The sequence below is a fragment of the Saccharopolyspora sp. NPDC045839 genome (assembly GCF_056431645.1).
In genome coordinates this window covers 402,606-423,117 of sequence record NZ_JBWKKH010000002.1, presented here as the reverse complement: position 1 = coordinate 423,117, position 20,512 = coordinate 402,606, and the positions used below count along the sequence as shown (strand labels likewise).

At 69.9% G+C, this 20,512-nt stretch carries 19 protein-coding genes and 1 pseudogene; 8 read left to right on the top strand and 12 right to left on the bottom strand.

The window, feature by feature from the left end; translation table 11 throughout:
• Position 1: 1 nt before the first annotated feature.
• From AC07EQ_RS04945 to AC07EQ_RS04900, 10 genes are all read right to left on the bottom strand, one after another.
• Complete coding sequence (locus AC07EQ_RS04945; RefSeq protein WP_478386609.1) at positions 2-730, bottom strand: TetR/AcrR family transcriptional regulator; 729 nt, start codon at positions 728-730, stop codon at positions 2-4.
• Positions 731-929: 199 nt separating this feature from the next.
• Positions 930-1,718 carry an IclR family transcriptional regulator domain-containing protein gene (locus AC07EQ_RS04940; RefSeq protein ID WP_478386608.1) on the bottom strand — a complete coding sequence of 263 codons (789 nt, stop codon included), beginning with the start codon at positions 1,716-1,718 and terminating at the stop codon, positions 930-932.
• Between the two features lie 139 nt (positions 1,719-1,857).
• Positions 1,858-3,153 (bottom strand): hypothetical protein, encoded by a 1,296-nt coding sequence (locus tag AC07EQ_RS04935; RefSeq protein ID WP_478386607.1) that lies wholly within the window; start codon positions 3,151-3,153, stop codon positions 1,858-1,860.
• Between the two features lie 19 nt (positions 3,154-3,172).
• Positions 3,173-4,099, bottom strand: coding sequence for a sugar phosphate isomerase/epimerase family protein (locus tag AC07EQ_RS04930; RefSeq protein WP_478386749.1), 927 nt, complete (start codon positions 4,097-4,099; stop codon positions 3,173-3,175).
• Positions 4,099-5,172, bottom strand: coding sequence for a sugar phosphate isomerase/epimerase family protein (locus AC07EQ_RS04925; protein ID WP_478386606.1), 1,074 nt, complete (start codon positions 5,170-5,172; stop codon positions 4,099-4,101). The genes AC07EQ_RS04930 and AC07EQ_RS04925 overlap by 1 nt, the downstream gene beginning before the upstream one ends.
• Before the next feature lie 11 nt (positions 5,173-5,183).
• The gene (locus AC07EQ_RS04920) at positions 5,184-5,954 is read right to left on the bottom strand and encodes an ATP-binding cassette domain-containing protein (RefSeq protein ID WP_478386605.1); all 771 of its coding nucleotides are present in this window, start codon (positions 5,952-5,954) and stop codon (positions 5,184-5,186) included.
• On the bottom strand, positions 5,951-6,928 hold the full coding sequence (locus AC07EQ_RS04915; protein WP_478386604.1) for an ABC transporter ATP-binding protein: 978 nt from the start codon (positions 6,926-6,928) through the stop codon (positions 5,951-5,953). The genes AC07EQ_RS04920 and AC07EQ_RS04915 overlap by 4 nt, the downstream gene beginning before the upstream one ends.
• 8 nt (positions 6,929-6,936) lie before the next feature.
• On the bottom strand, positions 6,937-7,779 hold the full coding sequence (locus AC07EQ_RS04910) for an ABC transporter permease (RefSeq protein WP_478386603.1): 843 nt from the start codon (positions 7,777-7,779) through the stop codon (positions 6,937-6,939).
• 5 nt (positions 7,780-7,784) lie between these two features.
• A complete protein-coding gene (locus AC07EQ_RS04905) occupies positions 7,785-8,819 on the bottom strand; it encodes an ABC transporter permease (protein ID WP_478386602.1) in 1,035 nt (344 codons plus the stop codon).
• A complete protein-coding gene (locus AC07EQ_RS04900) occupies positions 8,816-10,405 on the bottom strand; it encodes an ABC transporter substrate-binding protein (RefSeq protein ID WP_478386601.1) in 1,590 nt (529 codons plus the stop codon). The genes AC07EQ_RS04905 and AC07EQ_RS04900 overlap by 4 nt, the downstream gene beginning before the upstream one ends.
• A 295-nt stretch (positions 10,406-10,700) precedes the next feature.
• Between AC07EQ_RS04900 and AC07EQ_RS04895 the strand changes: the two genes are divergently transcribed.
• From AC07EQ_RS04895 to AC07EQ_RS04885, 3 genes are read left to right on the top strand one after another with little or no spacing between them, the layout of a single operon-like run.
• Positions 10,701-11,201, top strand: a complete 501-nt coding sequence (locus AC07EQ_RS04895) for a (2Fe-2S)-binding protein (protein ID WP_478386600.1) — start codon at positions 10,701-10,703, stop codon at positions 11,199-11,201.
• A 12-nt stretch (positions 11,202-11,213) separates the two neighbouring features.
• Positions 11,214-12,200 (top strand): FAD binding domain-containing protein, encoded by a 987-nt coding sequence (locus AC07EQ_RS04890; protein WP_478386599.1) that lies wholly within the window; start codon positions 11,214-11,216, stop codon positions 12,198-12,200.
• Complete coding sequence (locus tag AC07EQ_RS04885) at positions 12,197-14,368, top strand: xanthine dehydrogenase family protein molybdopterin-binding subunit (protein WP_478386598.1); 2,172 nt, start codon at positions 12,197-12,199, stop codon at positions 14,366-14,368. The genes AC07EQ_RS04890 and AC07EQ_RS04885 overlap by 4 nt, the downstream gene beginning before the upstream one ends.
• Before the next feature lie 167 nt (positions 14,369-14,535).
• Here AC07EQ_RS04885 and AC07EQ_RS04880 read toward each other — a convergent pair whose 3' ends face one another.
• A complete protein-coding gene (locus AC07EQ_RS04880; protein WP_478386597.1) occupies positions 14,536-15,540 on the bottom strand; it encodes an Acg family FMN-binding oxidoreductase in 1,005 nt (334 codons plus the stop codon).
• A 204-nt stretch (positions 15,541-15,744) separates the two neighbouring features.
• On the opposite strand from AC07EQ_RS04880, the gene AC07EQ_RS04875 reads away from it, so the two are divergent.
• From AC07EQ_RS04875 to AC07EQ_RS04855, 5 genes and pseudogenes are all read left to right on the top strand, one after another.
• Complete coding sequence (locus tag AC07EQ_RS04875; protein WP_478386596.1) at positions 15,745-16,473, top strand: universal stress protein; 729 nt, start codon at positions 15,745-15,747, stop codon at positions 16,471-16,473.
• Positions 16,368-16,589 carry a universal stress protein gene (locus AC07EQ_RS04870; RefSeq protein WP_478386748.1) on the top strand — a complete coding sequence of 74 codons (222 nt, stop codon included), beginning with the start codon at positions 16,368-16,370 and terminating at the stop codon, positions 16,587-16,589. Before AC07EQ_RS04875 ends, AC07EQ_RS04870 begins: the two co-directional genes overlap by 106 nt.
• Positions 16,590-17,123: 534 nt before the next feature.
• Positions 17,124-18,359: a HEPN-associated N-terminal domain-containing protein gene (locus tag AC07EQ_RS04865; protein ID WP_478386595.1), complete on the top strand. Its 1,236-nt coding sequence runs from the start codon at positions 17,124-17,126 to the stop codon at positions 18,357-18,359.
• Between the two features lie 129 nt (positions 18,360-18,488).
• Positions 18,489-18,605, top strand: a pseudogene (locus tag AC07EQ_RS04860) (DUF3322 domain-containing protein); the annotation flags it as partial.
• A 111-nt stretch (positions 18,606-18,716) separates the two neighbouring features.
• Positions 18,717-19,292 (top strand): Wadjet anti-phage system protein JetD domain-containing protein, encoded by a 576-nt coding sequence (locus AC07EQ_RS04855; RefSeq protein WP_478386747.1) that lies wholly within the window; start codon positions 18,717-18,719, stop codon positions 19,290-19,292.
• A 186-nt stretch (positions 19,293-19,478) separates the two neighbouring features.
• On the opposite strand, the gene AC07EQ_RS04850 is transcribed toward AC07EQ_RS04855, so the two are convergent.
• Positions 19,479-20,342, bottom strand: a complete 864-nt coding sequence (locus AC07EQ_RS04850; protein WP_478386594.1) for an alpha/beta fold hydrolase — start codon at positions 20,340-20,342, stop codon at positions 19,479-19,481.
• Positions 20,343-20,512: the final 170 nt, after the last annotated feature.

The following is a 20,512-nucleotide window of genomic DNA, read 5'->3' as shown; positions in this document are numbered from 1 at the left end:
CTCATTCCCCAGTACCCAACAGGGCCCGGTACTTCGCTTCCGCATTGCTCAAGGACTCGTCCAGGTAGGACACCGTGGCCGCCGCGAGATCCCGGGCATCCTCCGAAGTGGACTCCCGCCCGGCCGCCAGCGCCCGGCACGCCGTCTCGGCCAGCAACCGCGCACGCGTCTCGTCGGAGACCGCGAACTCCGCTGGAACCAGCGGTGGTGCCAGGAAGAACCCGAGGAACACCGAGCTGACCAGCTGCACCAGCTCGGCCGGCCCCAGGTCGGTGCGGATCAGGCCCCGCTCGTGCAGTGCCTCCAGGTACCGCACGAAATCGCTGCGCAACGCGTCCCCGGCCTGGGCCGCCTTCTCGGTGCGGGCCAGCTTGCCGATCACGTCCATGTCCCGCGTCAGCACGGCCATGAGCAGGGGATGCCGCTGGTAGACCAGCGCCGTGTGCAGCAGCAGGTCGTGCAGCGACGGCTGCTGCGGCGACTCGACCACCCGCCGCCGGACCTCGGTCAGCAGCCCGACCCGTTCCCGCCGCAGCAGGACCAGGAACAGCCGCTCCCGGTTCTTCCAGTGCAGGTGGATCGTCCCCTTCGAGACCCCGGCCAACCGGGCGACATCGTCCAAAGTGGTCTTGTCGTAACCCCAGCGCAGGATCAACTCGGCAGCGGCATCCAGAATCCGCTGACCGCGCCGCCGGCGTTCGAGGGAACGATCCCTTGCGCCATCCGCCACCCAAGCCTCCACGACGTTCTCCACATTTTTGACCAGATTTACTCATCCGGTCATGAGTGCATAAGCTACGCCTGCCGCACCGAGGTGACAAGCAGGAGGGGCGGCTATTTACGCGCTCTTGACGCCCGGTCGGGACGCAGGGGAGTACAGGGCTTGAAGGAACAGCGGAACGGTGAACAGCCTGCCGGTGCTGCGCGGCTCAGGGCCGGGTTCGGGGGGTTCCGGTCAGGTCGGCGCCGATCAGGTCCGCCGTGTTCGTCACCTGCGGGATCACGTCGTGCTGCATGGCCTCCGCGGTCTGGCGGCCGCTGTGCAGCGAGACGCTCACCGCCGCCGTGACGCGGCCGTCCTGATCGGCGACCGGGGCGGCCGCGCCGCGGAGTTCGTCGTCGAGCTCGCTGTCGGCCAGCGCCCAGCCCTGGTCGCGGATCTCGGCCAGGCGATCGCGGAACACCCGCTCGGACGTGGTGCCCGCTGCCCGGTCCAGCGCCGTTCCGGCGAGGGCCTTGTCCAGCGCGGCGGGCGGCAGGTTGGCGAGCAGGACCCGCCCGGCGGCGGTCGCGGGCGCGGGGAAGCGGGTGCCGAGGTTGATCCGGACCGCGGTCAGCCTCGGGCACATCGCTATCGCGACGTAGAGGATCTCCGCGCCGTCGAGCACCGCGAGCCCGGCGGTCTCGCCGAGCCGACCGGACAGCGTTTCCAGGTGCGGCCGGGCGATGTCGCGCAGCGGCATGCTGGAGAGGTAGCTGTAGCCGAGTTGCAGCACCTTGGGGGCCAGCCGGAACGTGCGGGCGTCCTCGGAGGTGAGGAAACCGAGGTCGCGCAGGGTCAGCATCAGCCGCCGGGTCGTGGCGCGGCTCAGCCCCGTCAGCTCGCCGGCCTCGGTGAAGTTCAGCTCGGGACGAGCGGCGGTGAAGGCCTGCAGGACGGCCATGCCCCGTTCCACGGCGGTGACGAAGTACGGTGCCGCCTGATCCTGCTCGTCCACCACTACCTCCGACGCGGGCGCATCGTGTGCGATCTGCACGCTCAGCGTACCGCCTCGCGGATCCGGCCGAGTCGCAGCTCGACGATCTTGCGCAGCTGCGCGCGGGCCGTCCACAACGCGTTGAGGATCGCGATGCCGCTCATCGCTCGTTCGCCGATCGCACGCCGGAGAGCGTCTCCCGGCACAGCCGGATGGCCTCGTCCGAGGTGAGCCAGCGCGGGTAGCTGGTGATCCGCTCCACCGCCGAGTCCAACGCGGCGCGCACCGCCCGGACCTCCTCGCCGGTGAGCTCCTCGCCCAGCGACCTGCCGAGTTCCCGGGCCATCACGTCGGTGCTCAGGCCGTCCCAGACCCAGCGCATCCGCGAACCGATGACCGACGGGTCGACGCAGGCGGAGACCGGTGGGAACGCATCGGTTCCCTGGCGCAGGCAGGACAGCACGTCACCGGGCATGTGCCGGAGGAACGCGTACTCGCCGACCAGCGGCTTCAGCGGCGGGATCGGCAGCCCCATCTCGGCGGCCACGAGATCGGCCAGCGGCTTGAGCCGGCCCAGCCGGATGCCGGTGTCCACGCCGTAGAGCAACTCGAGGCTGGTGACCACCTCCTCCAGCGGCGCGAACCCGGCGCGGTAGGAGACCCCGGCGACCGAGACGTCCGGGGACGCCCCGGCAGTGGCGGCGGCGATCGCCCCGGCCGTGGCCAGCCCGAAGTCGTCGTGCACGTGCATCGTCACCGGGACGTCACGCACCAGCGCAGCGCGGTAGCGGGTGATGAACACCTTCATGGCCTCCGGCGCGAGGCTGCTGGTGGAGTCCATCAGGTCGATCCGCCGCGCGCCGAGCGCGATCGCGACGTTGGACACCTCCACGAGGCTGTCCCAGTCGCGCCTGCCCACGTGCGCGAGCGTGATCGTGACGTCCATCCCCAGCTCGCGGGCCAGCTCGAAGAAGCCGGCGAGCTCCTCCAACTGGTGCTTCTGGGCCTCCTTCGACGGCGCCTGCACGATGCCCGGCGCCAGCACGCGAACGCCGAGACCGGCCAGCAGCCGGGCCGTCTCGCGGGCCGTCACCGGCTGCCGGTTCACCCCGTCCGACAGCAGCGTGTCCGCGTAGACGTTGAGCCGGAACCCGAAGTCGCGGCCCGCGATAGCCCGGCAGAGTTCGAGTTCGCGGGGGATCGGGGCCCTGCCGCCGCCCCAGTTGATGTTGAGGCTCTCCTCCTTGACGCCGGCGTCGGCGAGCGCTTCGGCGATGCGCAGGAAACCGTCGATCGTGGTGGTCGCCCCTGCGGTGAACAACGTCTTGCGCAACGTGCTGTCGATCAGCTCGAACGGATCGGGCCAGCGGAAACCGCCCTGCACCTCGGGGTCGAAGTTCACCGGGCTCACCCAGTGGCTGCCCTCGCGGCGGTGCGTCTGGTCGGGATTGGGCATGCGATCCTCCCGGGGTCTGTCATCGGGGCAGCGCGTCGAGCGCCGCAGTGAGGCGAACGCCGAGGTCGGAGACCGGCGCGCGGTCCGCCGCGGCGCTGGCCGCCAGCGCCGCGAGCTCGACACAGGTCGCGTCGGGCTGCGCGGCGAGCCAGGCCTGGTCGAAGTACGGCAACTCCAGCTCGGCGCGGTGGAAGTCCAGGACCAGCCGGGCGTCCTCCGGCAGCAGGCGCGGCCAGTCGAGGATTCCCAGCCCCAGCGGGCACATCCGGCGCGCCAGGCCGCGCGAGGTCCGGCACAGCCAGGCGTCGTCGAGGTGGATCGCGCGGACGTGCGGCGCGACGCGGCGGGCGGCGGCCACCGGATCTTCCAGCCGGACCAGCACGTTCACCGGGTCGAAGGCGACGCCCAGCACGTCCGGGCCGACGCTCTCCACGAGCCGGACGATCTCGAAGGTGGTGATCTCCTCGTGCGTCTTGATCAGCAGCCTGCTGCCCGCGTCGCGCAACGCGGGCGCCAGCCGCGCCAGCAGATCACCGGTGGCGCGCAGCTGCTCCGGCCACGGGATCGCGGGGTCGAAGCGGTCCGCCTCGATGCCCACGATCCCGGTCAGCTCGTGCACGCCGAGCGCGGCGGCCGACGCCAGCGTCCGGCCGAATCCGCGCAGCAGATCGCCCGACCCCGCCGCGAGCAGCTCGGCGGCCCGGTCCAGGCGGTAGGCGTTGATCATGCCCACCCCGAGCGACACCGTGACCTGCCGATCGGCGGCGAACGCCGCGAACTCCGCCAGCTCCCGCGTCTCGTGCCGCGCGGAAATGGCCGTCACCGAAGGGAAGTGGACACCGCCGAAGCCCAGCTCGCGGGCCTTCCCGACCGCCTCGGCCGGACCGGACGGCGCGCCCGGGAGGTCGCGCGCGCAGATCTCCACGCGCCGCCGCGCGGCGATCATCACGCCGTCACCGGCAGGTCCGCGGCCGCGCACACCGACCGCAGGTGCTCGGCGCTGCGCCGGATGTAGGCCACGGTTTCGGCGTAGCCGTAGGGCTGTTCGGCGTAGTCCTGCCTGGTGGGCAGCTCGCCGCTGCGGATCCGCTGCTCGTAGCCGTGCACCATCTCCAGGTACGCGGCCATCTCCTCGACCGTCAGGTCCGGGTGCCCGGCGAGGAACTCCGGGGAGTAGATCTCGATGAGAATGGGCTTGCGCGGCCGCGGCCGGTCGTCCAGCGACTCGTCGTTCTCGATCGTCAGGTGCAGAGCCGGGTTGGCCGCCGCGAGGATCGGCAGCAACGCCGCGAAGTCCACCACGCCGGAGCCGCACGGGCGCATCTGGTAGGCGAGCTCACCGGACTCGTGCGCGATCAGGGCGTCCTTGATGTGCGTCTGGCGGACGTACGGCGCGACCCGCCGCGCCGCCCACACCGGGTGTTCCACGCGTTGCAGGACGTTCGCCGTGTCGAACACGATTCCCGCGACGTCGGCGCCGACCGATTCCACCAGGCGCACCAGCTCGAAGGTGGTGATCTCCTCGTGCGTCTCCAGGTTCAGGTGGATGCCGAGATCCCGCGCGATCGGCGCGAGCCGGTGCAGGAGCCGGTCGGTGGCGGCGAGCTGCTCGTCCCAGGTCACGTCCGTGCGGAAGCGGTCGTAGGCCCACCGGCCGCGGAACGCGGGCTTGTAGTTGGCCGTGGCCACCCACAGCTCCCGGCAGTCGATCGCCGCGCAGGCCTCCATCATGCGCCGGAACCCCAGCAGCACGTCGCCGTCGCCGACCGCGCGCAGCTCCGGGGCTTCGGCGAGCGCGTAGGGGTTGACCTTGCCGAGCCCGGTCTCCAGGTACATGCCGAGTTCGTCGGCGCGCTGCCGGATCGCCCCGAGCTCGCCGGGGTCGAGGGCCGGGCTCATGTCCAGCACCGTCCGGAAGAACAGCCCCGCCATGCCGAGCTCGTGGCCGTGGTCGAGGCTGGCGACCGGCCCGCGCTTGGCGCTCTCGGGGATCTTCCGCCCGTCTACTCCGATTCGCATCCGGCGTCCTCTCATCGTGCGATCGTGGGATCGGGAATGGGCACCGCGTCCAGCAGCGCGCGGGTGTACTCGTGGCGCGGCACGCCGAAAACCTGCTCGCGCGGCCCGGATTCGACGATCTCGCCGCGCGAGATGACCGCGATCCGGGTGCAGAGGTGGCCGACCACGGCGAGGTCGTGCGCGATGAACAGCACCGCCAGCCCCAGCTCGGCCTGCATGTCCGCGAGCAGGTTGATCACCTGCGCCTGCACCGAAACGTCCAGTGCGGACACCGGTTCGTCGCAGACCAGCAGGCGCGGTCGCACTGCCAGCGCTCGCGCGATGGCGATGCGCTGCCGCTGCCCGCCGGAGAACGAGCCGGGGCGGCGGCCCATGTCCGAGGGGTCCAGCCCGACCATCGACAGCAGCTCGGCCACGCGGTCCCGGCGGCCGGCCCGGGACCGCTCCAGCCCGTGCACGAGCATGCCCTCGGAAACGAGCTGCTCGACGGTCATCCGCGGGTTGAGGCTGGCGTGCGGATCCTGGAACACCATCTGCACTTCCCGGCGGAACCGCTTGCGCTGCGCCCGGTCCGCGCGGATCACGTCGATGCCGTCGTAGCGGACCTCGCCGCTGTCCGGGCGTTCCAGCCGCAGCACGCACTTCAGCAGCGTGGACTTCCCGGACCCGGATTCGCCGACCAGGCCGACGGTTTCGCCCTCGCCCACGGCGAGGTCGACGGCGTGCAAGGCGCGCGTGCCGCGGAAGTCCTTGGTCACCGCGCGTACGTCGAGCAAGGTCATGGGCGGGCCTCCGCATCATCGCCGAGCAGGTGGCAGGCGGCGACGCCGTGCTCCAGCGCACGCGGCCGCGGGATCTCGGTGCTGCACCGGTCCACGCGCACCTCGCAACGGGGGTGGAACGCGCAGCCGGCGGGGCGGGCGGACGGCGTCGGCGGAACACCCGGGATCGACGCCAACCGCTGCGTCTCCCGGTCGATGCGCGGCACCGCGCGCAGCAACCCCGAGGTGTAGGGGTGGGCAGGTTGCGCGTAGAGCGGCCGCACCGGTCGTTCCTCGGCCTTGCGTCCCGCGTACATCACGACGACCCGTTCGGCGAAACCCGCGACCAGCCCCAGGTCGTGGGTGATGAGCAGGACCGCCAGCCCACGGCGGCGGCACACGTCGTCCAGCAGCGCCAGCACCTGCTGTTGCACCCGCACGTCCAGCGCCGTGGTCGGCTCGTCGGCGATCAGCAGCTCGGGCTCGCCGATCAGGGCCATCGCGAGCACCACGCGCTGGCGCATCCCACCGGAGAACTCGTGCGGGTAGGCCCGCAGCCGCTGCGCGGCCCGGTCGACGCCGAGCTCGTCCAGCAGATCCCGGGCCCGGTTCAGCGCGGTCCGCCGCGGAACTCCCTTCAGCAGCAACGGTTCGGCGATCTGCCTGCCGATCGTCTGCAGCGGGTTCAGCGCGCCCATCGGATCCTGGAACACCATGCCGACCCGGCCGCCCCGCACCCGGGTCAACTCGGCCTCGCCGCTGCCCAGCAGTTCGCTGCCGCCCAAGCGGATCGAGCCGGACAGCGCGACGTCGGGATCCAGCTGGAGCACCGACCGGGCCATCACGGACTTGCCGGACCCGGACTCGCCGACCAGCGCGACCCGGTCACCGGCGGCGAGGGCGAGATCGAAGGAATCCACCAGCGTCACCGGCCCCGCAGGCCCGTCGACCCGGACCGTCAAACCGCGGATGTCCAGCAGCGGGGTCGCGACCATCGCGGACCTCATTTCTTCCTCAACGCGGGATTGCGGCGGACTTGCAGCAGATCGCCGAGCAGCCCGAAGGACGCGGCGGTGACGGCGATGGCCAGGCCCGGGGCCAGGGCCACCCACCAGGCGGTGGCGATGTAGCCCTTCGCGCCCGAGATCATGGCGCCCCACTCGGCGCTGGGCGGCTGGGCGCCGACGCCGATGAACGACAGCCCCGCCAGCAGCAGCACCGTGAACCCGATGTCGCCCGCCCACTTGACCAGCAGCGCGTCCAGCGAGTTCGGCAGGACGTGACGCAGCATCAGCCGGGTCCGGGACACCCCGAGCACGCGGGCCCCGGCGACGAACGGCATCGCCATGGTCTCGTGCATCACCCCGCGCAACAGCCGCGCGGTCATCGGCCAGCCGGCCAGGATCATCGCGATGATCGCGCTCTTGAGGCTCGGCCCCATCGCGGCGGCGAAGCCGAGGGCCACGACCATCCCGGGCAGCGCCAGCGCGATGTCGGTGACCCGCATCAGCACCTCGTCCAGCCACCGGCCGCCGACGGTGGCCAGCACCGCGACCAGGCAACCGATGGCCGAATAGCTGACCACCACCAGCATCGCGGCCAGCAGCGTTTCGCGCGCCCCGGCCACCAGCCGCCAGAGCACGTCCCGGCCCTGGTCGTCGGTGCCGAACCAGTGCGCCGCACTGGGCGGTTGCAGGGCTTCCAGCACGTTGGAGCGGAACACCGACTCGGGCGCCAGCAACGGACCCAGCAGCGCGGTGGCCACGACCAGGCACACCAGCGCGATCACGATCGCATCGAGCGTGCTCCGCCTGGTCGACCGCGTCGACCTGATGAGTTGCGGCACGGTCCTCACCCGCCCATCCGGATCGAGCGCAGCCGCGGATCCCGCACGAGCTGCACCACATCGGTCACGAGGTTGGCGAGCACGACCAGCACACCGATCGCCGTCACCGTGCCCAGCACCGCGAAGATGTCCCGCTGCTCCACCGCGTTCTGCAGGTAGGCGCCGACACCGGACAGCCCGAAGATCGACTCGACCAGCACCGCGGAGCCGACCAGGATGCCGACCTCGATGCCGGTGAGCGTCAGCACCGGACCCATCGCGTTCGGCACCGCGTGCCCGCGCACCAACCGCCGCATCGGCACCCCCTTGGCCCTGGCGACGGTGATGTGCTCGCGGGCGAGCACGGTCAGCAATTCCGCGCGCAGCAACCGGAACAGCTGCGCAGCGACCGGGACGGCCAGCACCGAGGCGGGCAGCACGAAGTGCTGCAGCGCGTCGTAGAACGCGTAGAGGTCACCGGCCAGCAACGCGTCGAGCATCGCCATGCCCGTGCGTGTCGGGACCTCGACGCCCGCGGAGAACCGGCCGGAGATCGGCAGCATCTCCAGCTTGGTACCGAGCAGCCACTGCAGCAGCAGCCCCAGCCAGAAGGTCGGCAGCCCGGCGGTGATGACGACCAGGATCCGGCTGACCGCGTCGGTGGCCGCGCCGTGCCGCAGCGCCGCGAACGTCGCGGCGGGCAACGCCACCGACAGCGCCAGCAGCAGCGCGAGCACCACCAACTCGGCAGTCGCGGGCAGCACCGCGAGCACGTCGTCGAGCACCGGGTGCCGGGTCGCCGTGGAGGTGCCGAGATCACCGTGCACGAGCCGGCCCAGGTAGCGGAAGTACTGCACGATCGCCGAGGCGTCGAGACCGAGCTGCGCGCGGGTCCGCTCGACCTGCGCCGGGGTGGCACCGTCGCCGGCGGCCACCTGCGCCTCGTCGCCCGGGATCAGCTTGATCATCGCGAACACCAGCGTGACCAGCCCGAGCACCGTCAGCAGCGCGGTACCCAGCCGGCGCGCCAGGAACCAGATCGCCTGTCGTGATCCGCTCATCGGGCGCCTCCCGCGGACAGCCGCAGGTCCGGCACCGACACCCCGGACCCGACCGTGGCCGGGCGCACCCCCGACACCCGGTTGGCGAAGCCGATCGACTTCTCCAGCGTGTACATGGGCAGGGTGATCGCCTGGCGGTCGATCAGCTCTTGGGCCCGCAGGTAGCTCGGGCAGGCCTGCTCCGCGGTGGGACTGGCCAGGGCCTGCTGCAGCAGCGCGTCCAGCTCGGGATCGGCGTAGCCGGAGCGGTTCGTGCCCACCGACTCGGAGTGGTAGCCCCGCACCAGCAGCGCGCCCGGATCGGGGAACTGGGCGAACTCCTCCAGCAGCATCATCTGCGGGATCTTCGACCGGTCCGACAACCGGCTCAGGTAGTCGGCGAAGGCGATCGGTTCGAGATTGAGCGTCACCCCGATCTCGGCCAGGTTCGACTGCAGCAGCGTCGCCTCCTGCTTCCACACCGTCGACGACGGCTGGAAGCTCATGGTCAGCGTCAGCTCGCCGATGCCCGCCCGGTCCAGGATCCGCCGCGCCTCCGCGAGGTCGCGATGCGCCGGCGGCAGGTCCGGGCGGCACGACATCGTGTTGGGCAGCGGCCCCGCGGCGACGGATCCCGCACCGCCGCGGAAGGCCCGCAGCGCGCCCTGGTAGTCGTAAGCCAGCTGAATCGCCTTGCGCACCGCGGGATTCGTGGTCGGCCCGTCGACCATGTTGAACACCACCACCGATTCCAGGTTGGTCGGGGAGGTGCGGACGGTGATCCCGTCGATGCCGGTGAGGGTGGCCGCGTCGGTCGCGGTCAGGGTGGTGGCCACGTCAAGATTGCCCGCGCGCAATTCGTCGCGTTGCGTGGCGCTCTCGGTGATCAGCCGGAACGAGAGCTCGCCGGGCCGGGCCGGGTCGAACTCCCAGTAGCCGGGGTGGCGATGGATGCCGAAGGTGTCGCCCTGCCGAGCCTCGGTGAGCCGGTACGGGCCGCTGCCCGCGTCGTTGGCGGACAGCCAGCTCTGCGCGTCGTCGGTTCCCTCGTTGCGCCGCACCAGGGCGGAGTTGAGGATGTAGATCTTGCTGAGCCCGCCGAGGATCAGCGAATTCGGCTTGGTCAGCCGGATCGTCAGGTGCCCGGCGTCGCGGACCTCGGTGCCCGCGTACCCGGTCAGGTAGGTCGCCGCGCCCCGGGCCAGCCGCGCCGTCCGGTCCAATGTGTACGCGACGTCGGCCGCGGTCAGCGGGGTGCCATCGTGGAACGTGACGCCCTCGCGCAGCGTGATGTCGACGGAGGTGGCGTCGGGGGACAGCGCGAAACCCGACGCGAGCCGGCCCACCAGGCGCTGGTCGGCGTCGTAGGTGACCAGCGTGTCGTAGAGGCCCTGCAGCACCACGTTGGCCTGCTGGTACTCGACGTTGATCGGATCCAGCGAATTGATCTTGTTGTTGTAGGCGACGACGATGTTCCGCCCGTTCCCCGCCGTGGCGCCCGCCCGGCCACCGGCCTTGCACGCCCCGGCCGTGGTGGCGGCCAACGCGAGGGTCACCACCACCGCGGCGAGGCGTCGCGGCCTCGATCTCGCTCCGCTACCGGCCACCTGGGCTCCTTTCGCGAAGGCTCCGTATGTACGCTCTACGTACATACGCTCGCATCGCGTACAAGCTAATCCGTGCGTAGTTGCCGATGCAATGGGGCGACGAGGTGGTTACCGACCCGAAACGCGCCGAAACCCGCGCGCTCCGCCTCCGACCAGCACCGGGACATCGAATCGCGGCACCGCCGCCGCCCACCGATACTGGCCGGGCAATGCCGCTGGTCTCCGCCGGCGAGGCACCGGCGGCGAGCTCACCGCACTCCGAGGCCGACGCACGGCGGCCGGTGAGGAGCCACCGATGACCACGACACCCGCGGTCTCCGTGACCCTGCACGTCAACGGTGAAGCACATCCACTGCCCGAACTGGACAGCCGCACGACCCTGCTCGATGCGCTGCGCGAGCACCTGAAACTGACCGGCTCGAAAAAGGGCTGCGGACTGGGCATGTGCGGGGCGTGCACGGTGCTGGCCGACGGGCGGCGGATCAAGTCGTGCCTGGCACTGGCCGCGCTGTACGACGGCAAGGAGATCACGACCATCGAAGGGCTCGGCCAGGGCAGCGAGACGGGCCTGCACCCGCTGCAGCAGGCGTTCGTCGACCACGACGGATTCCAATGCGGATATTGCACGCCCGGCCAGATCATGTCCGCCGCAGGGCTGCTGCGGGAAGGGCATGCGAGCTCCGCCGACGAGATCCGCGAATTCATGAGCGGCAACCTGTGCCGCTGCGGCGCGTACGCCAACATCGTCGCCGCCATCGCCGAGGTCGCGGCGACGACCGGACCGGACGAGAAGTAGCCGGGGTGCACGATGTTTCCCTTCACCCTCGAACGCCCGGGCGACGCCGACTCGGCCGCACGCCTCGGCTCCGCCCCATCCGCCGAATACATCGCCGGCGGCACCGACATGATGCAACTGCTGACCGACGAGATCCGGCAACCGGAACACCTGGTCGCGCTCGACGGCGTGCTCGACGACCGCATCGACCCCGCACCCGACGGATCGCTGCACCTGGGCGCCGCCGCCAAGATGAGCGACATCGCGGCGAACCCCGACGTGTCCCGCGCCTTCCCGGCGATCGCCGAAGCCCTGCTGCTGTCGGCGTCGGGACAGGTGCGCAACATGGCCACCATCGGCGGCAACCTCCTGCAGCGAACCCGCTGCCCGTACTTCCGGGACCCCGGAGTTTCCGCCTGCAACAAGCGGAATCCCGGCTCCGGGTGCGCCGCGATGGACGGCGCCAACCGGACGCACGCGGTGCTGGGCGGCTCGGCCCACTGCATCGCCACGCACGCCTCCGACGTCGCGGTGGCACTCGTGGCACTGGACGCCGAAGTCCACGTGCTGGGCTCCAACGGCAGCCGCGTCGTGCCCCTCGACGAGCTGCACCGGCTGCCCGGCGAAACCCCACACCTCGAAACGGTCCTGGAACCCGGAGAACTGATCACCGCGGTCGTGGTGCCGCCGTCCCCGGCCACCCGGCACTCCCACTACCTCAAGGTGCGGGACCGGGTGTCCTTCGAGTTCGCGCTGACCTCCGCGGCCGTGGCCCTGGACGTCGACGACGGCACGATCCACGAAGCACGGGTGGCCGTGGGCGGAGTCGGCACCAAACCGTGGCGCCTGCGCACCGTCGAGAACGCGCTCACCGACCGCATCGATGACGTCGACTCCTACCGGGCCGCAGCCGAGCACGCCACCGAAGACGCCGTCACCAGGCCGGGAAATCGGTTCAAGCTCGAACTCATGAAGCGCACCATCGTCCGCGCCCTGCGCGAAGCGGGAGGCCGGTCATGACGACGACAGCCGCACCCACCTCCTACATCGGACAGGCGGTCAGCAGGGTCGACGGCCGGGCGAAGGTCACCGGAGAGGCCACCTACGCCGCCGAATTCGACCCCGGGCCGCGCACGGCGCACGGCGTCATCGTCGGCTCGGCCATCGCGAAGGGACGCATCACCGAGATCGACACCGCCACGGCCGGGTCCGCGCCCGGCGTCATCGCCGTGCTGACCCACCTCAACGCCCCCGAACTCCCTTACCAACAGCACAAATCCCTCGTCGACGCGCAGGACGGCGAACGGATCCACGTGCTGCAGGACGACCGCGTCGTCCACCTCGGCCAAGCCATCGCCCTCGTCGTCGCGGACACCTTCGAACACGCCACGCACGCGGCGTCACTCGTGCACGCCTCGTACACCGAGGAACCGGCCGCGACATCGTTCGAGGACGCCGCCGCCCATGCCGCACCACCGGGACCGGGCAACACGAAGTTCGGCCAGCCCGGCGACACACGACGCGGCGACCCGGACGACGCACTGCAGACCGCCCCGGTGACGATCGACGCCGAGTACGTGGTCGCACGCGAGGACCACAACCCCATCGAACTGCACGCCACGACGGCCGCCTGGGACGCCGGAACGCTCACCGTGTGGGACAAGACCCAGTGGGTCAGCAACACGCGCGCCGAACTCGCCGCGACCTTCGGGATCCCGCCCGAGAACGTCCGCGTGATATCGCCGTTCGTCGGCGGCGCCTTCGGCTCCGCGCTGCGCGTCTGGCCGCACACCACGCTCGCGGCGATGGCGGCACTCCACACCGACCGCCCCGTGAAGGTGGTCCTGACGCGACGGCAGACGTTCCCACTCACCGGATACCGGCCGCACACCGAGCAGCGCGTCGTGCTCGGCGCCGACCGCGGCGGCCACCTCCTCGCCATCCGCCACGAAGGCACGGCGGAAACCTCGACGTACGAGCAATACGCCGAGAACCTCCTGGGCCCCACCAGGTTCCTCTACGGCTGCCCGAACGTCGCCACCCGCTACCGGCTCGCCGAGCTCAACGTCAACACTCCCTGCGCGATGCGAGCCCCGGGCGAGATCAGCGGGATCTTCGCCCTGGAGTCCGCAATGGACGAACTCGCCGAAGCCCTCGGCATCGACCCGGTCGAGCTCCGGCTGCGCAACGACGCCGACCGCGACCTCGACCGGGACCTGCCCTTCTCCAGCCGATCCCTGCGGGAATGCCTCACCGTCGCCGGGCAGCGCTTCGGCTGGGACGACCGCGACCCCCGGATCGGATCGATGCGCGACGAGCGGGGACGCCTGATCGGCTTCGGATGTTCCTCGGCGACCTACCCGGTCTACAACTTCCCGGCCAGCGCCCGCGCGATCGTGCATCCCGACGGGATCGCCGTCGTGTCCTCCGCGACCAGCGACATGGGGCCGGGCACCTACACGTCGATGACGCAGGTCGCGGCCGAAACGCTGGGATTGCCCATCGAACAGGTGCGCTTCGAGCTGGGCGACGCCAACCTGCCCGAAGCCCCACCGCACGGCGGGTCGGCGACCATGGGCGGCGTCGGGTCCGCCGTGCACGCCGCCTGCGCCGCGGCGCGCGGCCAAGCCCTCGAACAGGCAGGGGAGACCAGCAGTCACGCCGATCTCACCGAGGTCATGAGCAGACTGGGGCACTCTGTCGAAGCCGGCGGCGACTACCGGCCCAGCGCGGACACCGCCCGGTACTCGATGCACGAGTACGGCGCCGTGTTCGCCGAGGTGGCCGTCGACCCGGATCTCGGCCTGGTCCGGGTGCCGCGGGTCGTCGCCGCGTTCGGCGGAGGCCGGATCGTCAACCCGAAGACCGCGCACAGCCAGGCCATCGGCGGCATGGTGCTGGGCATCGGGATGGCGCTGCTGGAGCACACCGCCGTCGACCCCCGCGACGGTCACGTCATCAACGCGACCCTCGCCGACTACCTCGTGCCCGTCAACGCCGACATCGGGGAGCTGGACCCGGTGTTCGTCGACGAGGACGATCCGCACGTCAACCCACTCGGCGTGAAGGGAATCGCCGAGATCGCCGCGATCGGCGTCGCTCCGGCGATCACCAACGCCATCCACCACGCCACCGGCCTGCGGATGCGCACCCTGCCCATCACGCCGGAGATGCTGCTGCGTCCCTGACCTGCGACGGGCCGACCGCGGCTCACATGAACCGTCCGCCGGTCACTTCCAGCACGGGGTCATGTCGCATCGCGACCACCACGATCGCAACGGATTGCAAGCCGCCTGCGACTGCTCGGGCTGCCTAGGAACGTCTCAAACGGACATCTCGCCCGAACGAAGAGCGCTCAGCTTTCGAACGCTTCGGAGGCGTCATCGACGAGCGTGTCGCCCACATCGCGACGAGGAGAGGGCACCGACGGTGCACCGTGCCCGATCCGCAGCAGGGCACGCGGGACCACGTTCCCACCGAGCATCCGCTGGAGCTCTTCACGCGTCTCCGGCACCTCGACGACCTCGGAGATCATCGAGGCGACCAGGCCCTGCGCGGTCGTGGTCAGCCACAACCGCTGCAAAGCCTGCCCGGCCTGCAGGTCCGCCTCCCGGCCGCTGTGCCGGGTGCACAACACGACCAGCAAAGGATGGGACTCGAACTCCGTTCCCGGCGACCGCTCGGTGCGCCCCGCGGTGAAATCGCGGTGCACCCACTGGTCCTTCGGCTCCGGTTTGGGGCCCGCGGCCGACACCGGCACGCCCTCGGTGGTGTCATCGGTGCGGCCCGTCCAAGCCGCCATCTCGGTCCGGAAGCGAGCATCGGCCATCTGTGCTCGATGCGCGCGGTGCACCAGGCCCTCAAGCGCACCGTGCTCGCCTGGCTGGACGACATGCAGCCACGCTTGCTCCTCATGGGCAGCACGCATCAGCAAATGCCGGTCCGATGCGGACACCGGAGTGGTCCGGAACGGCTGCCGATGGCTGTGCCGCTCGGTGATCGCCTCGTAGCACCGGAGGTTGGCCGGGCGCTGATCCGCTTGACCACCGCTGCGCACCTCTGCCAACGTGGTGGCGGCCGCCAGGCGCGGAAGCAGGGTCACCACCGGCCGGATGCCCGCCTGTTCCAGCGCGAGCCGCAGGTTGAGCAGCGCCGCCCCGCACGCCAACCGCAATTCCCGGTCCTCCGGGTCGGCGACCGGTAGGTGCCGCTTCGGATCCGCGTGCAGTTCGATCAGGTGGGGCAGGACCCGAAAGCGCCACGGCTGGCTGTTGTGCAGCGACGGAGCCATCCCGGCCAGCCGGACGATCTGTTCCGTCTGGGCGGATGTCAGCCCGAAGGCAGCGGGGAACGTTCGCATGCACGACTCCTCACCCTCGATGCTGTCACTGTGACCGCTCGGAGTCCGCCGGGCGAGGGTCCAAGTGCCTTCGAACAGCATCGGATCGCCCGTGGCACCCGACGCTTCCGACCTGCACCGACTGGGCACGAAGTCCCCCAGGAACTGCCCGACTTGTGCGGTTCTGGCGCGGCCTTACGGTCGGTCGGAGGGAAGGAGACGAGCATGCGCAAGGCCAACATCGTGGGCGTCGACGGGTCCGAGTCGGCGCTGAACGCCGTGCGGTGGGCCGCGGCCGACGCCGCGCTGCACCACGTGCCGCTGCGGTTGATCTCGGTCGGAGCGGAGTCACTACCGGACAAAGCGCGTGTGGCCGAGGAGTCCGCACGACGCCGTTGGCTGGCCGCGGCCGCTGAGCAGGTCGACGAGGTCGCACCAGGAGTCGAAACGACGTCGGAACTGCGCCGAGGCGCCCCGCACGCCGTTCTCGTCGAGGAATCCGCACAGGGCCGCCGGGTGATCGTGGGAATCCGGGGCCTCGGCGAAGGCAGGGGCATGATGGTCGGGTCCACGGCCGAGACGGTCGCCATGCACGCCGAGTGCCCGGTGGTCGTAGTGCGTGCTCGCGACGTCGAACCGGCAGATCCGTGGCCGATTCTCGTCGGCGTAGACGGGTCCCGCGTCGGCGAGGCGGCCGTCGCAGCGGCCTTCGAGGAGGCTTCGGTGCGCCACGCGCCGCTGGTGGCCGTGCACGTCTGGATGGACGTCGAAGTCGAGCCCTGGCTCGCCCGCGACGACGACCAGGAATGGGAATCGACGAGGCCGAGCGAGCGGTGCTCGCCGAGCGCCTGGCCGGGTGGCGGGAGAAGTACCCGGACGTCGAGGTGCGTCGCGTGGTGGAACGGGACCGGCCGGTCCGCTATCTGGTCGGACACGGCAGGGAAGCCCAGCTGATCGTCGTGGGCAGCAGGGGGAGAGGCGGCATGACCGGCATGTTGCTGGGCTCGACCAGCCGAGCCCTGCTGCACATGGCCCCATGCCCGGTCCTGATCGCCCGCTCCGCGACGTGACCTCTGTGGACGATCGAGGGGCGCGATGCGGCGGGGAAGGGCAGCCTGCGCACCGACCCGCGCTCTGTTGTACGGGGAGGGGACTGGGGCCGACCTCGTAGGGCGAGGGGATAGGCCTTTCCAGCAGATGCAGGGGAAGCGAGCTTCCAGGAGCGAGGCCAGCGGCTTCCAGGGGCGAATGTGCGTGGAGTACCAACAAGTCCGGGCCTGGCAAACCTGCCCAGAACACCCCCTGTGGCCGGGAGTCCGAGCTATCACCGCAGCCATTCGCGACCACGAAGCCTCCTTCCTGCCGCCGGCGACCTCGCCGCGCACCTTCGTCAGATGGCCGCCGCCCTCCCGTCAACTGCATTGACCCTCCTATGCCAGAAGGGGCAGTTGATTTCGTCACGGTGACGGAGATGCTGAGGGGTGTGGTGCGGCTTGCCCGCGGAAAACTCAGGGTCTTGGGCACCGCGGATCCGTTCGGAAGGGTTGTACCCATATCAGCGGCCGGACTCCTGCCCGTCGACACCAGGATGCTTGTATAAGCGAATGGGATTGGCGAAGAAGTGGGCGGCAGAGATCTCTGCTCGTGGCTTCGGTGACACTGGCGGCCGAGCGGTGTGCATGGACTGCATCCTCGATGACGTTCTGCAGGCCGAGGCCCGACAGCATCTCGCGGAGTGGGCGTGCACGTTCTGTGGTGTCGTCGCAGACGAGGGTGTCGACGCACCGATCGCCGCGTCCTTCGACGACTTCATGGGAATCGTCATGGACGCCTTGCAGTTCGTGTACACCTCGCCAGAACACGTTCTTGCATGGGACAGCGAGGACCGTGAGTGGGTCGGCGGCGAGGTGGTCAGCGCGACCGAGGCGATCTACGAATTTTGCGCTTATGACGTCACTGACGCCGTCCTGGAGGCCATCGCTGAGGTCGTCCCCGAGCAGGACTGGACGGCCGATGACATCGCTCAGCTGCGGCCGGACGAGGCACTGCGCTTCAGCTGGGAAGCATTCCGGGGCAAGGTGATGTACCGCTCGAGGTTCGTGTTCCTGTCCACCCCGGAAGAGCACTCCGACCGTCCGGATGAGTTCACCACTGAGGAGTTCCTGCAGAAGGTCGACGCGGTTCTTCGGGACAACGGGACCCTGCTTCCGGTCCCTGCCGGTCGCAGGTTCTGGCGCGGACGCCTCACCGACGACCCCACCAACGTCCACATGTGGAACGACGCTGCCCACCTCGGGGCGCCGCCACGAGAGTCCGCGTCGAACAGCCGGATGAGCCCGGCCGGTATCACCATGTTCTACGGAAGTAACGACATCGACACCGCCGTCGCAGAGATCAGTGCGCACAGCAAGCAGCGGCACGCCGTCCTCGGACAGTTCGAGACCGTTTGCGCTCTCACTCTGCTCGACCTCACCGAATTGCCCCCAGTGCCGAGCCTCTACTCTGCTGCGGGGCGTACTCCGCAGCGCTATGACCTGATGTTCCTCCATCGATTCGCCTCGGAGCTGGGCAAGCCAATCACGCTCGATGACCGCGAGCACATCGAGTACGTCCCTACTCAGGTCCTCACCGAGTACCTGCGCTACGTCTCCACCAACGCCGTCGACGGCATCCTCTACCGCAGCGCGCAGAATAATGGCGTCTGCTGCGTCCTGTTTTGCGACAGCCGCCGGTGCATCAACCCAGGTCAACCACGCGATCTCCACACCGAGCCGTGGTTGCAGCTGTGTCCCCATTCGGTGCACTGCATCCAGATCGAGCCCACCTCCGCTGCCTCCTAGCCGGGAGTGCACTCATCAACGGCGCGCAGCCGCATTGCTCCGGTCGGTCCGCTGGCAAGTAAGACGGGAAGACCGCATGCCGGCTCGCGGCCATAAGGAACGTCCTGTTCGTCATGGCCTGCTTACGAACGCTTGCTCACCACCGTCATCTGGCTGCATACCCACCCCACCTCGGGAATGCTGCTGCGGCAGCTTCCCATCGAAGGCATCGACACCAAGTGGCTGGCCCGACACGCCGGCCTCGTCCTGGCCGCCCTCGGCCTCGGCGACACCCCCACGCCAGACCAGGACGCCGAACCCAGCGGTGAGCTGCCCACCACCGCCAAACGCGCCCTGCACGACCGGCTCGGGCTCCGTGTGGTGCCCGACCTGGTCCAGGTCAGCGTCTGCGACCCCGACCTCCGCGCCCAACTGGCGGGGATGCGCCACCTGGCGGCCACCGTCGCAGACCTCAACCGCTGGCCCCGCCACCCCCACACCGTGGTCATCCTGGAGAACAAAGAGACCGCCTTCGCCGTCACCGAGGACCATCCTGGCATGGTCATCTTGCACGGCCACGGCTTCCACGTTGAGCACTACGCCCGTATCAGCTGGGTGCAGGCAGCGCAGACCGTGCTCTACTGGGGCGACATCGACCTCCCCGGGCTGCAGTTCGTCAGCGACCTCCGCGCGCTGGGCGTGCCTGCCCGAACCATCCTCACCGACATCGCCACCCTGGAGAAATACCGGCACCTGGCCGTCGAGGGCACCGCCGCTCAGCGCATCACCATCCCGCCGCACCTCACTGACCCTGAGCGCGCGCTCTACATGCGACTCGCCCAGCACGCCGCGGACACGAGTACCGGTCTTCTCCTGGAACAGGAACGCATCCCCTGGGACACCGCCTATCCCGCACTGCTCACAGCAGCTGGCATCGCGACGCCGCCCCAGTGATCACCACTACCGGGCCGTGGCACTCGGTGCTGAGTTGCGCCCCGCCCGCATCGTCTTCTCACTCGCGTCCGACGGGGCTTCGCTCCGAGGACCTGGCTCGGTGACGCAAGCCCCGGGTGGGAACGCCTCGGGCTCATCGCTGTGCGAGGCGTTCCCACCCGGTGTGAGCGCATCCTGCCCTTCGCGTCACCGGTAGCGGTGTCGGTCCAGGAAGTCGCGGATCAGCGGGACGACTTCGTCCAGGGCGCTTTCGAGGAGGAAGTGCCCGCCATCGAGGAGGTGGATCTCGGCGTTCGGGCTGTCGTCGGCGAAGGCGCGTGCCCCGTCCGGTCCGAAGATCTCGTCACCGCGTCCCCACACGGCCAGCACTGGGACTCCGCTGTTGCGGAGGTACTCGTGCACCCGTGGGTACAGCGGCGGGTTGGTGGCGTAGTCCCGGAACAGGTGGAGCTGGACGAGATCGTTGCCCGGCCGGGTGAGCATCGCGTGGTCGTGGTGCCAGGTGTCCGGGCTGACCACTGAGAGGTCCGGCACGCCCTGCGTGTACTGCCAGCGGATCGCATCGAGCGTCAGCGCCTGGCGAACGGCGCGTTCGGTCTCCGAGGTCCACGCTTCCTGGAAATCCCAGACGGGACGCCAGAACTCCTCGACGAATCCCGCGTCGTAGGCGTTGCCGTTCTGGCTGATCACGGCGGTGATGGCCGTCGGGTCGGCCAGCGCCAGCCGCCAGCCCACCGGCGCGCCGTAGTCCTGCACGTAGATCGCGTACTTGCGCACCCCGAGCTGGTCGAGCAGGCCTGCGGTCAGCGCTGCCAGCGCGTCGAAGGTGTACTCGAACTCGTCGACGGATGGCGCGTCCGAAAACCCGAATCCCAGGTGGTCCGGCGCGATGACGTGGTACCGGTCGGCCAGTCGTGGGATCAGCTCGCGGAACATGAACGAACTGGTCGGGAAGCCGTGCAATAGCACGACGGCAGGCGCGTCGGCCGGGCCTGCTTCCCGGTAGAAGATCTGGTGCCCGTCCACTGTGGCATAGCGGTGATGAGTCACTTTCTAACCCCTTAACTTGACTAAGACGGTTAGAAACCTAGGCGAGGAGGTGTAACCTGTCAAATTCTTGTCAACGGTTAGATCTGGCCCTGGTCGCTTGCTGCCGTTGCGCCGTCCAGAACCAGTCATCCGCACATCATCGGTTAGAATGGGAGCGCTTCAGACCAGGA

What these genes read in the sequence shown, in the direction of transcription:
- AC07EQ_RS04935 (WP_478386607.1), bottom strand. Translation starts at nt 3,153, where the DNA reads ATGCCCAATCCCGACCAGACGCACCGCCGCGAGGGCAGCCACTGGGTG.
- AC07EQ_RS04930 (WP_478386749.1), bottom strand. Translation starts at nt 4,099, where the DNA reads ATGATCGCCGCGCGGCGGCGCGTGGAGATCTGCGCGCGCGACCTCCCG.
- AC07EQ_RS04925 (WP_478386606.1), bottom strand. Translation starts at nt 5,172, where the DNA reads ATGCGAATCGGAGTAGACGGGCGGAAGATCCCCGAGAGCGCCAAGCGC.
- AC07EQ_RS04920 (WP_478386605.1), bottom strand. Translation starts at nt 5,954, where the DNA reads ATGACCTTGCTCGACGTACGCGCGGTGACCAAGGACTTCCGCGGCACG.
- AC07EQ_RS04915 (WP_478386604.1), bottom strand. Translation starts at nt 6,928, where the DNA reads ATGGTCGCGACCCCGCTGCTGGACATCCGCGGTTTGACGGTCCGGGTC.
- AC07EQ_RS04905 (WP_478386602.1), bottom strand. Translation starts at nt 8,819, where the DNA reads ATGAGCGGATCACGACAGGCGATCTGGTTCCTGGCGCGCCGGCTGGGT.
- AC07EQ_RS04895 (WP_478386600.1), top strand. Translation starts at nt 10,701, where the DNA reads ATGACCACGACACCCGCGGTCTCCGTGACCCTGCACGTCAACGGTGAA.
- AC07EQ_RS04890 (WP_478386599.1), top strand. Translation starts at nt 11,214, where the DNA reads ATGTTTCCCTTCACCCTCGAACGCCCGGGCGACGCCGACTCGGCCGCA.
- AC07EQ_RS04885 (WP_478386598.1), top strand. Translation starts at nt 12,197, where the DNA reads ATGACGACGACAGCCGCACCCACCTCCTACATCGGACAGGCGGTCAGC.
- AC07EQ_RS04880 (WP_478386597.1), bottom strand. Translation starts at nt 15,540, where the DNA reads ATGCGAACGTTCCCCGCTGCCTTCGGGCTGACATCCGCCCAGACGGAA.
- AC07EQ_RS04875 (WP_478386596.1), top strand. Translation starts at nt 15,745, where the DNA reads ATGCGCAAGGCCAACATCGTGGGCGTCGACGGGTCCGAGTCGGCGCTG.
- AC07EQ_RS04865 (WP_478386595.1), top strand. Translation starts at nt 17,124, where the DNA reads ATGGGATTGGCGAAGAAGTGGGCGGCAGAGATCTCTGCTCGTGGCTTC.